The organism is Methylobacterium nodulans ORS 2060, assembly GCF_000022085.1.
Lineage (GTDB): Bacteria > Pseudomonadota > Alphaproteobacteria > Rhizobiales > Beijerinckiaceae > Methylobacterium > Methylobacterium nodulans.
In genome coordinates this window covers 7,142,850-7,156,571 of record NC_011894.1, presented here as the reverse complement: position 1 = coordinate 7,156,571, position 13,722 = coordinate 7,142,850, and the positions used below count along the sequence as shown (strand labels likewise).

The 13,722-nt window shown below is 69.6% G+C and carries 15 protein-coding genes; 12 read left to right on the top strand and 3 right to left on the bottom strand.

What is annotated here, in order from left to right:
• Positions 1-13: 13 nt before the first annotated feature.
• Positions 14-409 carry a hypothetical protein gene (locus MNOD_RS33445; RefSeq protein ID WP_015933386.1) on the top strand — a complete coding sequence of 132 codons (396 nt, stop codon included), beginning with the start codon at positions 14-16 and terminating at the stop codon, positions 407-409.
• A 190-nt stretch (positions 410-599) separates the two neighbouring features.
• On the opposite strand, the gene MNOD_RS33440 is transcribed toward MNOD_RS33445, so the two are convergent.
• A complete protein-coding gene (locus MNOD_RS33440; RefSeq protein ID WP_015933385.1) occupies positions 600-854 on the bottom strand; it encodes a hypothetical protein in 255 nt (84 codons plus the stop codon).
• A 230-nt stretch (positions 855-1,084) separates the two neighbouring features.
• Entirely contained in the window at positions 1,085-1,549 is a 465-nt protein-coding gene (locus MNOD_RS33435; protein WP_015933384.1) for a tRNA (cytidine(34)-2'-O)-methyltransferase, read from the bottom strand.
• A gap of 118 nt (positions 1,550-1,667) precedes the next feature.
• Between MNOD_RS33435 and MNOD_RS33430 the strand changes: the two genes are divergently transcribed.
• A complete protein-coding gene (locus MNOD_RS33430; protein ID WP_015933383.1) occupies positions 1,668-3,533 on the top strand; it encodes an ABC transporter ATP-binding protein in 1,866 nt (621 codons plus the stop codon).
• 381 nt (positions 3,534-3,914) lie between these two features.
• Here the strand turns inward: MNOD_RS33430 and MNOD_RS33425 are convergent, their stop codons facing one another.
• Complete coding sequence (locus tag MNOD_RS33425; RefSeq protein WP_015933382.1) at positions 3,915-4,379, bottom strand: outer membrane protein assembly factor BamE; 465 nt, start codon at positions 4,377-4,379, stop codon at positions 3,915-3,917.
• A gap of 175 nt (positions 4,380-4,554) precedes the next feature.
• Here MNOD_RS33425 and MNOD_RS33420 point away from each other — a divergent pair, with 175 nt between their 5' ends.
• From MNOD_RS33420 to MNOD_RS33375, 10 genes are all read left to right on the top strand, one after another.
• On the top strand, positions 4,555-5,106 hold the full coding sequence (locus MNOD_RS33420) for a ubiquinol-cytochrome C chaperone family protein (RefSeq protein ID WP_015933381.1): 552 nt from the start codon (positions 4,555-4,557) through the stop codon (positions 5,104-5,106).
• An 82-nt stretch (positions 5,107-5,188) separates the two neighbouring features.
• Positions 5,189-5,707, top strand: coding sequence for a YceD family protein (locus MNOD_RS33415; protein ID WP_015933380.1), 519 nt, complete (start codon positions 5,189-5,191; stop codon positions 5,705-5,707).
• Between the two features lie 108 nt (positions 5,708-5,815).
• On the top strand, positions 5,816-6,850 hold the full coding sequence (gene plsX / locus MNOD_RS33410) for a phosphate acyltransferase PlsX (protein ID WP_015933379.1): 1,035 nt from the start codon (positions 5,816-5,818) through the stop codon (positions 6,848-6,850).
• A gap of 19 nt (positions 6,851-6,869) precedes the next feature.
• A complete protein-coding gene (locus MNOD_RS33405) occupies positions 6,870-7,847 on the top strand; it encodes a beta-ketoacyl-ACP synthase III (protein ID WP_015933378.1) in 978 nt (325 codons plus the stop codon).
• Positions 7,848-7,952: 105 nt separating this feature from the next.
• The gene (locus tag MNOD_RS33400; RefSeq protein WP_015933377.1) at positions 7,953-8,270 is read left to right on the top strand and encodes an integration host factor subunit alpha; all 318 of its coding nucleotides are present in this window, start codon (positions 7,953-7,955) and stop codon (positions 8,268-8,270) included.
• Positions 8,271-8,426: 156 nt separating this feature from the next.
• Complete coding sequence (locus MNOD_RS33395) at positions 8,427-8,945, top strand: MerR family transcriptional regulator (RefSeq protein WP_015933376.1); 519 nt, start codon at positions 8,427-8,429, stop codon at positions 8,943-8,945.
• A gap of 17 nt (positions 8,946-8,962) precedes the next feature.
• A complete protein-coding gene (locus tag MNOD_RS33390) occupies positions 8,963-9,406 on the top strand; it encodes a hypothetical protein (protein WP_043749903.1) in 444 nt (147 codons plus the stop codon).
• Positions 9,407-9,595: 189 nt separating this feature from the next.
• The gene (locus MNOD_RS33385; RefSeq protein WP_015933373.1) at positions 9,596-10,015 is read left to right on the top strand and encodes a hypothetical protein; all 420 of its coding nucleotides are present in this window, start codon (positions 9,596-9,598) and stop codon (positions 10,013-10,015) included.
• A 335-nt stretch (positions 10,016-10,350) separates the two neighbouring features.
• A complete protein-coding gene (locus MNOD_RS33380; protein ID WP_015933372.1) occupies positions 10,351-12,303 on the top strand; it encodes a PrkA family serine protein kinase in 1,953 nt (650 codons plus the stop codon).
• 105 nt (positions 12,304-12,408) lie between these two features.
• Entirely contained in the window at positions 12,409-13,719 is a 1,311-nt protein-coding gene (locus MNOD_RS33375) for a YeaH/YhbH family protein (RefSeq protein ID WP_015933371.1), read from the top strand.
• Positions 13,720-13,722: the final 3 nt, after the last annotated feature.

Here is a 13,722-nt window from a genome sequence, read left to right as displayed (position 1 = left end):
CCGAGGGGGAATCATGCTCATCAAGTCCGCCGCTGCCGCGCTCGCACTCACCGCCGGGTTGGTCTCGTCGCTGCCCGCAGTGTCGAGCGAGGCGCGCGGCTACAACGGCACCTGGACCGTGCAGCTCGTCACCGAATCGGGCCTGTGCGACAGCCGCACCACCGTCTCGCTCAGCGTGCGCGACGGCAACATCCGCCTCGCCTCCCTGGACGAGGGCGGCGCCACGGTCACGGGCCGCATCGGCGAGGATGGCAGCGTCGGGCTCACCGTGCGGCGCGGCGGCGCCAGCGGGGCCGCCTCCGGACGGCTGCAGGCCTCCTCCGGCGCCGGCACCTGGACGGTCTCCTCGCTCTGCTCGGGGCGCTGGACCGCGCAGCGCCGCTCGACCCGCGTCGCCCAGGCGGACTGATTGGGCCCGGGGCGGCGCCAGCCCATCCGTAATACCAACGGCCCAGGCTGCTGAGGCAGCGGGTGCTGACGCATCGGGCCGTTGACCTGTCTCGAATTTTCGAAACCAAGCCAAAGGCTTTGTGACGAGGCTTGGCGAAAGTTCGAGAGCGGAACCAACGGTCATGTCCAATGCCCGTTGGCATATGACCTCAGATCGTGCGGCCTAGGGCCTCGATCTCGCGCGCGATCGCGTAGGGCGCCATGCGGGAGACCTGGTGCGTCGGAATCAGCCGGCTCAGTTCCGAGCGGCCCGGCGCGAAGACGTCGATCCACAACCCGTCCGGCACAACCGCGACGCGGATCTGCTTGCCCGCCGCGTTGAGGCTGGCGACCGTCCGGCCGATCGCCGCGAGCGTGTCGATCAGTTCCGAAGCGGACAGCGCGCGCGACTCGTGGCTCGACACCGGATCCGTCTCCGCTTCATCCTGCCTGGATGGCGGGAACATAACGCAAGGGAAACTCCTGCGCAAGGCCGGGCTTACTCTAGGGCTCGTGTCGAGACCAGTCGGCCAAGATGGCCGCGCCGGCCGGAGAGGCGCGCGCGAATTCACGCGGTTACTTCAGCCTGGCAAGCGCGGGCAGGGCGTGGCCCGGGCTCCCGACGCCCCGGCCTCGCGGGCCGGTTCGCGGCCGGTCACGGGTGCCGGAAGCCGCCTGTCTGCCGCATCGCCTCGCCCAAAATCATGGCGGCGGCGACCGCGACGTTGAGGGAGCGCAGCCCCGCCCGCAACGGGATCACCACGCGGGCATCGGCGGCCGCATGCACCGCCTCCGGCACCCCGGCGGATTCGCGGCCGACGAGGAGGCAATCGTCCGGCCCGTAGGCGAGATCCGTATAGGGCAGGGCGCCCGCGGTGGTGGCGAGCACGAGGCGCAGCCCCGCCTCCCGGCGCCACGCTTCGAAGGCCGAGAAGGAGCAGTGCCGCGTGATCGTCACGTGGTCGAGATAGTCGAGCCCCGAGCGGCGCAGATGCCGGTCGGAGACGTCGAACCCTGCCGGCTCAATGATCTCCACCGCCGCGCCGAGGCAGGCGGCGAGCCGCAGCATCGTGCCGGTATTCTGCGGAATGTCGGGCTGGAAGAGAGCGAGGCGCAGCATCGGGCGGCAAGGGTCAAGGCAAGCGTCAAGGCGCGGGCCCCTGCGGCATCGCCCCCCGGTTGGCAGGCCGTCAAGGCAGAATACCTAAACGGATCCGATCCCCCACGAAGGTTCCGGCATGTTCCTCGACTGGCTCGAGCGCCGCATCGACCCGTTCGCGCCCTTCGACGAGGAGCGCCAGCCCCCCGGCACGGTCGCGGGCTTCGCCGGCTACTACCTGCGCCCTGTGCGCAATGCCCTCGTGGTGCTGTTCTTCGTCGGGCTCGCCGCCGGCACCGTCGAGGCCTCGCTCTACCTGCTGATGGGCTGGTTCGTCGACATCCTGGCGAAATCCGCGCCCGCGACGCTCTGGGCAGAGCACGGCACCGGCCTGATCCTCGCCGGGCTCCTGGTCCTGGTGGTGCGGCCGGCCCTGTCCTGGTTGCACGAGGCGCTCTCGAACCAGCTCGTGGTGCCCCAGACCACGAACATGATCCGGTGGCGCACCCATCTCTACACGCTCGGCCATTCCCTGTCGTATTTCCAGGCGGATTTCGCCGGGCGGCTCGCCAACCGGGTGACCCAGGTCGGGCCGGCGGTGCGCGAACTCGCGGTCGTGTTCATCGACACGCTCCTGTACGTCGCGATCTTCGCCGTCACGGCGGTCGGCCTGTTCTCGTCGATCAGCCCCTGGCTGGTGCTGCCGGTGGCGGTCTGGATCCTGGCCTATGCAGGGCTCACCGGCTATTTCGTGCCGCGGGCCCGCGCCCGCTCGCTCAAGGTGGCGGATACCCGCTCGACCCTGATCGGGCGCATCGTCGACAGCTACACCAACATCCTGACGGTCAAGCTCTTCGCCCGCGACCGCGAGGAGCGCTCGGCGGTGCGCGAGGCGACGACCGCCCACACGGATGCCTACCTGCACTCGTTCCGGCTCATCACCGCCACGACCGGGACGCTCGCGCTCCTCAACTCGACGCTGATCGTCGCGACGGCGAGCGCCGTCCTGGCGCTCTGGTCGCAGGGGCGCATGACCACCGGCGAGGGGGCGGCGGGGCTCGCGCTGGTGCTGCGCCTCATCGCCATGTCGGGCTGGGTGATGCAGACCGTGCGGGGGCTCTTCGAGAATATCGGCGTGATCCAGGAGAGCATGCAGACAATCGCGCGCCCGCACGCCATCGTGGACCTCAAGGACGCGCGCGAGCTTGCCGTGACGGAGGGGCGGATCGCCTTCGAGCGGGTCAGCTTCCATTACGGCCGCGAGGATCGGGGCGTCATCGAGGATCTGAGCCTCACGATCGAGCCCGGCGAGAAGGTCGGCCTCGTCGGCACGAGCGGCGCGGGCAAGACCACGATCACCTCGCTGCTCCTGCGCCTGCACGACCTCGAGGGCGGGCGCATCCTGATCGACGGGCAGGACATCGCGGGCGTCACGCAGGCGTCGCTGCGCCGCCAGATCGCGGTCGTGACCCAGGACACCTCGCTCCTGCACCGCTCGATCCGCGACAACATCGCGTATGGCCGGGTCGACGCCACCGAGGAGGAGATCGTCGCGGCGGCCAGGCTCGCCCATGCCCACGACTTCATCCTGGGGCTGGAGGATCACCGGAGCCGCACCGCTTACGCCGCGCAGGTGGGCGAGCGGGGCGTCAAGCTGTCGGGCGGCCAACGCCAGCGCATCGCCATCGCCCGGGTGATCCTGAAGGACGCGCCGATCCTGATCCTGGACGAGGCGACCTCGGCGCTGGATTCGGAGGTCGAGGCGGCGATCCAGGGCTCCCTCGACACGCTCATGCAGGGCAAGACGGTGCTCGCCATCGCGCACCGCCTCTCGACCATCGCGGCCCTCGACCGGCTGATCGTGCTCGACCGCGGCCGGATCGTGGAGGAGGGCCGCCACGCGGAGCTGGTCCGCCGCGGCGGACTCTACGCCCGGCTGTGGGAGCGCCAGTCGGGCGGGTTCCTGGGCGTGGGGGAGGACGCGTTCGATCAGGCCGCGGAGTGATCCGGTTTCCGGACGGATCCTTCGCAAACCGGATCACAGGGTCTCCGCCCCCTTCGCGCTCCCTCTTTCCGGGCCCGTTCGGGCCTGCACGACTACAGCGCCAGCGGAAGGAGATCCGAGACCCAGCACGGTGAGTTGCCGCGAAGCGGCTCCGGTTGTCTCCACGGTGGCTGACGAGCGGCCGCTGCGCGACTTCCCCTGCTGGATCCCGGGTCGCATTCCGCTGGCGCTGCATGCGCCCGGGACAGAGGGAGCGGGCCGATGAGGCGGCCCGGCCGGTGGTGAACTCATAGTCCACAGGCGTTGAAAATGCCCGATGGTTCCGGTCTCGAACGGTCGACGGCCCGACGCGTCTTCAGCGCGGGCCGTCGGTCTGAAGCGTCACTGCGCGTTGCGGAAGGGCTCGTACTTGGTCAGGCCGCGCAGGAGCTGGCCGAGGAAGGCCTGCTCGCCGCCGCTCGTCGGCGTCGTGCGGGAGATGAAGTCGAACACCCGGCCGTCCTGCTGGCCGTAGAGCGCCACGCGCTCGACCTTGAAGCCCTGGTTGAAATAGACCGCGAGGACGCGCTGGTCCTCGGTGCTCTCGCCCAGGAACATGACCGTGCGCTTGGTGTTCTGGCTGATGTAGTACCAGGACTTGTTGCCCACCGTGGAGACGGTGGTTGGCGTGCCGAGGAGCTGGAGCACCTGCTCGGCGCTGGAGCCCGGCTTCACCTGGGCGACGGCGGCTTCGTCGATGAGGTAGCCGCGGCGGAACTCTTCGCCGATCACGCAGCCGGCAACCGACAGGCCGAGGAAGCCTGCCGCGGCGAGGCGGGTGAGCGACGGGATGAAGCGACGCGGCATCGCGACCCTCTGGAACAGCCGAGCGGACGGCGCCCTTGCGCCGGAACGGAGCGCTGCCGTACCCCGGGGTTGTGGCGTTGGCAAGGCACGGCCAAGCTTCGGCCACAGCCGGGGACCGGTCGCGGCGGGGCGGGAAACCGCTCGGCCGCGCAAGGGCTTGGGCAATGGAGGGGTGATGATCCGCAATCTGTTCCGGCGCGATGACGGGCGCCGCCGCGCCATCGAGGCGTTGCACATCCGCATCAATGCCGCCGCCCGGGTGCCTTCGCTCTACCTCGATCTCGGCGTGCCGGACAGCGTCGAGGGCCGTTTCGAGATCCTGTGCCTGCACGTGATCCTGACCCTGCGCCGCCTGCGGCAATTGCCGCCGCCCGCCGAGGACATCGCCCAGGACCTCGTCGATTCGGTCTTCGCACAGCTCGATTCGTCCCTGCGGGAACTCGGCGTCGGCGATCTCGGCGTGGCCAAGCGCATGAAGAAGCTGGCGCAGGCCTTCTACGGCCGGGCGGGCGCCTACGACGCGGCGCTCGATGCGGGCGACCGGGCGGCGCTCGCGGCAGCGCTGGCCCGCAACGTGCTCGGGCGCGACGAGGCGGAGGCGGCCTTGCCGCTCGCCGCCTACGTGGCGGCGAGCGCGCAGGCGCTCTCGGCGCAGGATCTCGACCGCCTGATGGCCGAGGGGCCGGTCCTGCTGCCCGATCCGGCGGGCTTCCGCCGCGCCGCCTGATTCTCCGGAACCCTGCTCGCCCCGCCGCGTGGACCCCAGGCGTTTCGTCTTCACAAGCGTCCCGTCTTCAAAGGAGTGCCCCATGACCCCCGATCCCATCGGCCCGCTCTCCCGTCCGGTCGTGGTCGAGCGCGCCCTCAAGGCCGGGCAGGAGATCGTGGTCGAGGCTGACGCGGAGGAGCGCGCGGCGCTCGCCCGCGACTTCGGTCTCCCGGCGATCCACAGCCTTACTGGACGCTTCCGCCTCGCGGGCTCGCTCCACCGGCTGCAGGTGACCGGGACCGTGGAGGCCGCCATCGCCCAGACCTGCGTGGTGACGCTCGACCCCTTCGAGTCCCGCGTGAGCGAGGAGGTGGAGGTCGACTTCGCCGCCCCGGACGCTTTCGCGGGCACCCCGGCCGAGGATGCCGACATCCCCGACCCGATCGTCAACGGCCGCATCGACCTCGGCAGCCTGACGGCGGAGTTCCTGGCGCTCGGCCTCGATCCCTATCCGAGGAAGCCCGGCGTCGCCTTCGAGCCGCCGGAGGCCGGGGAGACGGAGAACCCCTTCGCGCGCCTGAGCGTCCTGAAGGGCGCCGACACCCCGAAAGGCGACTGAACGCGCACGGGCAGAATTCGTTTGCGGCGCGGCGCCGGGCCGCTATTTTCCGCCGCGCCGCGGCTCCCCCTGTTTCACGCCGCCGGAACGAGGCTCGTCGACGTCCCCATGTCCCAGAGAGTGCGTATCTCGCTCGACGCAATGGGCGGCGACCATGGTCCGTCGACGGTGGTGCCCGGAGCGGCGATCGCCCGCGAGCACCATCCCGAGACCACCTTCCTGATGTTCGGCGACGAGGCGATCCTCGCGCCCATGGTCGCGGCCGAGCCGCGCCTCGCGGGCGCCGTCGAGATCCGCCACACCAGCGTGTCGGTCGGCATGGACGAGAAGCCGAGCCAGGCGGTGCGCACTGGCCGCGGCAAGTCCTCCATGTGGAAGGCGATCCAGGCGGTGCGGGACGGGGAGGCGGAGGCCGCCGTCTCGGCCGGCAATACCGGCGCCCTGATGGCGATGTCGAAGATCTGCCTCAAGACCATGGCCCATATCGAGCGGCCGGCCATCGCCTGCCTGTGGCCGACGGTGCGGGGCGAGAGCGTGGTGCTCGATGTCGGCGCCACCATCGGGACGGATGCGGCCCACCTCGTCGACATGGCGCTGATGGGCGCCGCCATGGCCCGCATCGTCTTCGACCTCGAGCGTCCGACGGTCGGCCTGCTCAATGTCGGCACCGAGGAGATGAAGGGCAACGAGGCCGTCAAGGAGGCCGCCCGCCTGCTGCGCGAGGCGGACCTGCCGACCCTGCGCTACCACGGCTTCGTCGAGGGCACGGATCTCGGCCGCGGCACCACCGATGTGGTGGTGACCGAGGGCTTCACCGGCAACATCGCGCTCAAGACCGCCGAGGGAACCGCCAAGCAGATCGCCACGTATCTCAGGAGCGTGATGAGCCGCACTCTGATGGCGAGGATCGGCTACCTGTTCGCGCGGGGCGCCTTCGAGGCCCTGCGCGAAAAGATGAACCCGAGCCGGGCGAATGGCGGCGTGTTCCTCGGGCTCGAGGGCATCGTCATCAAGAGCCACGGCTCGGAGGACGCGCACGGCTTCGCCGCGGCCATCGATCTCGCCACCGACATGGCCCGCCACGACCTGATGCGGACGATCCGCGACATGCTCGAGGCCACGCCGGCGGCGGCCTCGGCGTGAGGGAGGAGGACCCGACCCCATGACCCGCCTTCGCTCGGTGGTGCGGGGCTGCGGCTCCTATCTGCCGCGGACCGTCGTCACCAATGACGACCTTGCCGCCCGCGTCGACACCTCGGACGAGTGGATCGTCCAGCGCACCGGCATCCGCCAGCGCCACATCGCCGGCCCGGACGAGACCACCTCGGTGCTCGGCATCAAGGCGGCCGCGGCGGCGCTCGCCGCAGCGAACCTCGATCCGGCGAGCATCGACCTCATCATCTGCGCCACCTCGACGCCCGACCACACCTTCCCGTCGACGGCGACGCAGATCCAGGCCGGTCTCGGCATCCATGGCGGCGCCGCCTTCGACCTGCAGGCGGTCTGCGCCGGCTTCGTCTACGGGGTCGCCACCGCCGACAAGTTCCTGACCACGGGCGCCGCCCGGCGCGCCCTGGTGGTCGGCGCCGAGACCTTCTCGCGCCTGCTCGACTGGGAGGACCGCACCACCTGCGTGCTGTTCGGCGACGGGGCGGGGGCGATCGTGCTGGAGGCGCAAGGCGGCGAAGGCCATTCGGGCGACCGGGGGGTGCTCACCAGCCACCTGCGCTCGGACGGCCGCTACCGCGAGAAGCTCTACGTCGATGGCGGCCCCGGCTCGACCGGGACCACCGGCAAGCTCAGGATGGTCGGCAAGGAGGTGTTCCGCTTCGCGGTCGGCTCGGTGACCGACGTGATCGCCGAGGCCTTCGCGGCGACCGGCACGACGGCCGAGGATCTCGACTGGTTCGTGCCCCATCAGGCCAATCGTCGCATCATCGAGGCCTCCGCCGACAAGCTCGGCATCGCCCGCGAGAAGGTGGTCCTGACGGTCGACCGCCACGGCAACACCTCGGCGGCCTCGATCCCGCTGGCGCTCGACGCCGCCTGCCGGGACGGACGCATCCGGCGGGGCGACCTCGTCATGATCGAGGCGATCGGCGGCGGCTTCGCCTGGGGCAGCGCCCTCATCCGCTGGTGAGGCGGCAATCCGAGAAACATCCGGTTGACCCAGCCGGCGCGCCCGATTAGCGTGCTCCATCATAGACATATTCCGATTTCTTGAGATCCGCCGGGGAGCAGCAGGATGGCAGGCAAGACGGTCACGCGGGCTGACCTGACCGAGGCCGTCTATCAGCGGGTGGGTCTGTCGCGGACCGAGTCGGCGGCGCTCGTGGAGACGGTGCTGTCGGAGATCTGCACCTGCCTCGCCTCGGGCGAGACCGTGAAGCTGTCCTCCTTCGGCTCCTTCGTGGTGCGCGACAAGGGCAAGCGCGTCGGGCGCAACCCTAAGACCGGCGTCGAGGTGGCGATCGAGCCGCGCCGGGTGATGGTGTTCAAGCCCTCGAACGTGCTCAAGGCCCGCATCAACGGCAGCCCGGCGGAGGCCGAGGAGGATACGTGATCCATTCCGGGGGCCTCCCCCCGGCTGACTAGAGCAGGGTCCGTTCCACCATGAACGGATCCTGCTCCAGGTGTTTGATTGTGCCGCATTTTCTGCGACGAACCGGGATCCACTTCGTCGGAAAATGCTCTGGTCCTGAGGCGGGAGACCCCGCGCATGACGACGCTCGCGGCCGCCGGGGAGCCGGGCGGCGACAAGGCCCCGGACGCCTTCCGCACCATCAGCGAGGTGGCGGAGGATCTCGACCTGCCGCAGCACGTGCTGCGGTTCTGGGAGACCCGCTTCACCCAGATCCGGCCGCTCAAGCGCGGCGGCAACCGGCGCTACTACCGGCCCGACGACGTCGACCTGCTGCGCGGGGTGCGCCAGCTCCTCTACGGGCAGGGCTACACGATCCGCGGCGTGCAGCGCATCCTGCGCGAGCGCGGCATGCGCTTCGTCCAGGCGGTGGGCCGCGGCGAGCAGGTGGCGCCCGCCGCCTTCCCGGAGGCGGAGGCGGAACCGGAGCGCGAGCCCCCGCCCGGACCGCCGCTCGCGCCGGCCGACCGCGCGGCGCTGACCCGCCTGCTCGACGACCTGCGCGGCTGCCGCGAGCGGCTCGTGGCCCTGCAGGCCGCGCTCCCGCGCGCGCTCGCGCGCGACGAGGCCGGGCCCGACCAGAACCTTACCGGATGAGGGGCGTTCTTCCGGAGATGGCCGACCCGCCCCGCCACGCTTCGCCGACCACACAGCTGATCGCCCGGCTGATGCGCGTCGTGCGCACCTGCCCGGACGCGACGGCGGACGTGCTCGAACTCGTGCTGCTGGTGAGCCAGATCGAGGCCCTGACCAATGTCGACCGGGACTACCGCGACGCCCGCCGGATGATCGCCCGCCTGCGCCACCCGCTCTGGGACATGACGCCCGACCAGCGCGCCACCCTGCTGCGGGCCGCCGACACCATCAAGGACGCCTGCGGCCTCTCGGAGCGCGACATTCCGGCCGATCCGATCGGGGATGCGGGCGAGCGGGAGCGCATCGGGACGCAGCTCGCCGCGGCGCTCGCGGGCGAGTTCACGCCGGCCCAGATCGCCAAGGTGACGGGCGCCGTGATGGCCGTGCTGCAATCCTCCGGAAGCGGCCCGGGGCGCGGCTGATGTTCGGGGACTACCCGGTCGAGGGGCGGGGCTACTGGCTGTGGCTTTCGGGCATCGCCCTGCTCGGGCTGTTCAACCTGTTCGTGATGCTGGCACTTCATTGACGCAGCGGCATCCGGGCCCGTCCGGCCCTCGACGGCGCGGGCCGGGCTCACCACATCCCGCAGAGCTTCCTCGGAGAGAGCCCTCATGATCCGCCCCATCCTCGCGCTCGCCGCCTGCGCGGTCCTGGCCGGCCCGGCCCAGGCCCAGTCCGCCAAGACCATCGAGCGCACGGTGGCGTCGGGCAAGCAGATCCGCCTGCTCGCCGTGCCGAACCTCAAGAAGGATTGCTCCCTCGGCCCGCAGCCGGAGCTGAAGGTCACCGCGCCGCCCAAGAACGGGTCGCTGATCCAGCGCGCCGGGCGGATGAAGACCCCCGCCACCTATCGCTGCCCGAACGTGGAGGCGACCATCCAGGCGGTGTTCTACGAGAGCAAGGCCGGCTTCACCGGCACCGACGAGGTGACGGTCGAGGTGAAGGGGGCGGACGGCACCACCGCCGTGCGCACGATCAAGCTCAAGGTGGGCGGCTCCGGGGACGCCAAGGGCGATACGACGGAGCTGTGAGGAACGTACGTGCGGCGCCCGGCGTTTCTCTTCCGCGGCGAAGGTGGATCCGCCAGGCGAGCGGGTCCGGACCCGCCGCGGAGGAGGCAGGTCCGCAGAACGGCAGCAGGCGTGTCCTTTCCGACACAGAACGGCTGCCGGAATCGCTTTCGCCTTGGCGGGCCTCGGACTTTTGCAGGAGCGCGGCTTCGGCATCGCGTCCGCCCCCTGACGTCCGGCCCCGCTAGCACTGGCCTCCGCAGTTCCCCGGTTTCGCCGCACTGCGACAAACATGGGGATATCGATTGCATCGGAGGCGGGACAGGATGAAGCTGGCGATGTCGTGAGGGTTCGGAATGCCAATGCCGTCAGCGAGCGATCTGTTTCAGACCTTTGCCCGCAGCTACGAGGCCCGGCGTGACGCGGAACTGTCGCTCACCGAGTTCCTCGAAGCGTGCCGCGACGATCCCCTGATGTATGCGAGCGCCCCGGAACGCATCCTGGAGGCGATCGGCCAGCCGGAATTCGTCGACACCGCGCGGGACCCGCGCCTCGGCCGGATCTTCATGAACCGGACGATCCGCATCTACCCGGCCTTCTCGGAATTCTACGGCATGGAGGAGACGATCGAGCGGATCGTCTCCTTCTTCCGCCATGCCGCGCAGGGACTGGAGGAGCGCAAGCAGATCCTCTACCTGCTGGGACCGGTCGGCGGCGGCAAGTCGTCGCTCGCCGAGCGCCTCAAGTCCCTGATGGAGGTGCATCCGATCTACGTGCTCAAGGCCGGCAACGAGCTGAGCCCGGTCTTCGAGAGCCCCCTCGTGCTGTTCGACCCCGAGACGATGGGGCCGGCCATCGAGGAGCGCTACGGCATCCCGCGCCGCCGCCTCACCGGCCTGATGAGCCCCTGGTGCCTCAAGCGCCTCGACGAGTTCGGCGGCGACATCTCGCAGTTCAAGGTCGTCAAGGTCAGACCCTCGCGCCTGCGCCAGATCGCCATCTCCAAGACCGAGCCCGGCGACGAGAACAACCAGGACATCTCCTCGCTGGTCGGCAAGGTCGACATCCGCAAGCTCGAGACCCTGAGCCAGGCGGATCCGGACGCCTATGCGTACTCGGGCGGTTTGAATCGGGCGAACCAGGGCATCCTCGAATTCGTCGAGATGTTCAAGGCGCCGATCAAGATGCTGCACCCCCTGCTGACCGCGACACAGGAGGGCAACTACGTCGGCACCGAGAATATCGGCGCGATCCCGTTCTCGGGCATCATCCTCGCCCACTCGAACGAGGCGGAGTGGCAGAGCTTCAAGACCAACAAGAACAACGAAGCCTTCATCGACCGGATCTATGTCATCAAGGTGCCGTACTGCCTGCGGGTGACTGAGGAGCAGCGGATCTACGAGAAGCTCGTGGCCGGCTCCGAGCTGGCGGATTCGCCCTGCGCCCCCGGCACGCTGGAGATGCTGGCCCGGTTCTCGGTGCTCTCGCGCCTGCGCGAGCACCCGAACTCGAACCTGTTCTCCAAGATGCGGGTCTATGACGGCGAATCCCTGCGCGAGGTCGATCCCCGCGCCCGCTCGCTGCAGGAGTACAAGGATTCGGCCGGCGTCGACGAGGGCATGGACGGGGTCTCGACCCGCTTCGCCTTCAAGGTCATGGCCGCCACCTTCAACCACGACACCACCGAGGTCTCGGCCGACCCGGTCCACCTGATGTACGTGCTCGAACAGGCTTTACGCCGCGAGCAGCTCCCGCCGGAGACCGAGAAGCGCTACCTCGAATTCATCAAGGGCGAGCTGGCGCCGCGCTACGCCGAGTTCATCGGCCACGAGATCCAGAAGGCCTACCTCGAATCCTACCACGATTACGGTCAGAACCTGTTCGACCGCTACATCGACTACGCCGACGCCTGGATCGAGGACCAGGACTTCAAGGATCCGGAGACCGGGCAGCTGCTCAACCGCGAGCTCCTCAACCAGGAACTCACCAAGATCGAGAAGCCGGCAGGCATCGCCAACCCGAAGGATTTCCGCAACGAGGTGGTGAAGTTCGCCCTGCGCTCCCGGGCGCAGCACGGCGGGCGCAACCCGTCCTGGACCTCCTACGAGAAGATCCGTGAGGTGATCGAGCGGCGCATGTTCAGCCAGGTCGAGGAGCTTTTGCCGGTCATCTCCTTCGGCTCGAAGAAGGATAGCGAGACGGAGAAGAAGCATGGCGAGTTCGTCGAGCGCATGCGCGCGCGGGGCTATACCGAGCGGCAGGTGCGGCGCCTCGTCGAGTGGTACATGCGCGTGAAGCAAGCTGGCTGACGCGAGCGGGACGGGGCCGGCGCTGCCGGGCCCCCACCGCGACGCGGATGCTGATGTCGGAGACCGCCCAGTAGGGTAAGATGGCGTGATCGGAAGTTCGGCCTGATGCACATTATCGATCGGCGCCTCAATCCGGGCGGCAAGAGTTTGGCCAATCGACAGCGCTTCCTGCGCAGGGTGCGCGACGTCGCGCAGCGCGCGGTGCGCGAGGCCGCCCGCGACCGCGACATCCGCAACATCGACAAGGAAGCGAGCGTCACCGTTCCGGCCGACGGTGTGCGCGAGCCCCGCTTCAGCCGCGCCCCGGGGAGCGGCGTGCAGGACCACATCCTGCCGGGCAACAAGACCTATATCGAGGGCGACACGATCGAGCGCCCGCCGCGCGGCCAAGCCGGCGGCGGCGGCGCCCAAGCCGGGGAGGGCGGCCAGGACAGCGAGGATTCCTTCCAGTTCATGCTGACCCGGGAGGAGTTCCTGGAACTCTTCCTGGAGGATCTCGAACTGCCGGACCTCGCCAAGCGCCGCCTCGCCGTGGTCGAGACCCCGTCCCTGCGGCGGGCCGGCTACATGGTCTCGGGCTCGCCCGCGAACCTCGCCCTGACCCGCACCTTGCGCAACTCGCTCTCGCGGCGCATCGCCCTCAAGCGCCCGAAGCCCGAGGAGCTCGCCGCGCTGGAGGCGCAGCTCGCGGAGCTGGAGGCCCGCGATCCCGGCTCCCCGGAGGCGGAGGCGCTCCGCGCCGAGTTCGACCGCCTGCTCATCCGCAGCCAGCGCATTCCCTATATCGACCCGATCGACCTGCGCTACCGGCGCTTCGAGCCCTATCCGCGTCCCGTGGCCCAGGCGGTGATGTTCTGCCTGATGGACGTCTCGGGCTCGATGACCGAGCACATGAAGGACCTCGCCAAGCGGTTCTACATCCTCCTGCACATCTTCCTGGTGCGCCGCTACAAGCACGTCGAGATCGTCTTCATCCGCCACACCGACCAGGCCAAGGAGGTGGACGAGGAGACCTTCTTCGGCTCGCGCGAGACCGGCGGCACGCTGGTGTCCTCGGCCCTCGTCGAGATGAAGCGGATCGTGTCCGAGCGCTACAATCCCGAGGACTGGAACATCTACGCCGCCCAGGCCTCCGACGGCGACAACGTGTCGAGCGACTCGACGACCTCGCAGGAATTGCTGCGCTCCGCGATCCTGCCGGCCTGCCAGCACTTCGCCTATCTGGAGGTCGGCGACGAGACCGGGCCGCGGGCGGGGTTCGTGGAGCACCGCACCACGCTCTGGCGCACCTACGAGCCGGTGGCCAGGGCCAATCCGGTGCTCGCCATGCGCAAGGTCAACCACCGGCGCGACATCTACCCGGTCTTCCGCGAGCTCTTCGCCCGCAAGTCCGGGCAGGAGACCGCCTCGGCCTAGAGG

Coding starts and splice junctions, on each gene's coding strand:
- MNOD_RS33390 (WP_043749903.1), top strand. CDS start 8,963: ATGGCCGACCCGCCCCGCCACGCTTCGCCGACCACACAGCTGATCGCC.
- MNOD_RS33425 (WP_015933382.1), bottom strand. CDS start 4,379: ATGCCGCGTCGCTTCATCCCGTCGCTCACCCGCCTCGCCGCGGCAGGC.
- MNOD_RS33435 (WP_015933384.1), bottom strand. CDS start 1,549: ATGCTGCGCCTCGCTCTCTTCCAGCCCGACATTCCGCAGAATACCGGC.
- MNOD_RS33395 (WP_015933376.1), top strand. CDS start 8,427: ATGACGACGCTCGCGGCCGCCGGGGAGCCGGGCGGCGACAAGGCCCCG.
- plsX (WP_015933379.1), top strand. CDS start 5,816: ATGTCCCAGAGAGTGCGTATCTCGCTCGACGCAATGGGCGGCGACCAT.
- MNOD_RS33375 (WP_015933371.1), top strand. CDS start 12,409: ATGCACATTATCGATCGGCGCCTCAATCCGGGCGGCAAGAGTTTGGCC.
- MNOD_RS33445 (WP_015933386.1), top strand. CDS start 14: ATGCTCATCAAGTCCGCCGCTGCCGCGCTCGCACTCACCGCCGGGTTG.
- MNOD_RS33415 (WP_015933380.1), top strand. CDS start 5,189: ATGACCCCCGATCCCATCGGCCCGCTCTCCCGTCCGGTCGTGGTCGAG.
- MNOD_RS33400 (WP_015933377.1), top strand. CDS start 7,953: ATGGCAGGCAAGACGGTCACGCGGGCTGACCTGACCGAGGCCGTCTAT.
- MNOD_RS33430 (WP_015933383.1), top strand. CDS start 1,668: ATGTTCCTCGACTGGCTCGAGCGCCGCATCGACCCGTTCGCGCCCTTC.
- MNOD_RS33420 (WP_015933381.1), top strand. CDS start 4,555: ATGATCCGCAATCTGTTCCGGCGCGATGACGGGCGCCGCCGCGCCATC.
- MNOD_RS33380 (WP_015933372.1), top strand. CDS start 10,351: ATGCCAATGCCGTCAGCGAGCGATCTGTTTCAGACCTTTGCCCGCAGC.
- MNOD_RS33405 (WP_015933378.1), top strand. CDS start 6,870: ATGACCCGCCTTCGCTCGGTGGTGCGGGGCTGCGGCTCCTATCTGCCG.
- MNOD_RS33385 (WP_015933373.1), top strand. CDS start 9,596: ATGATCCGCCCCATCCTCGCGCTCGCCGCCTGCGCGGTCCTGGCCGGC.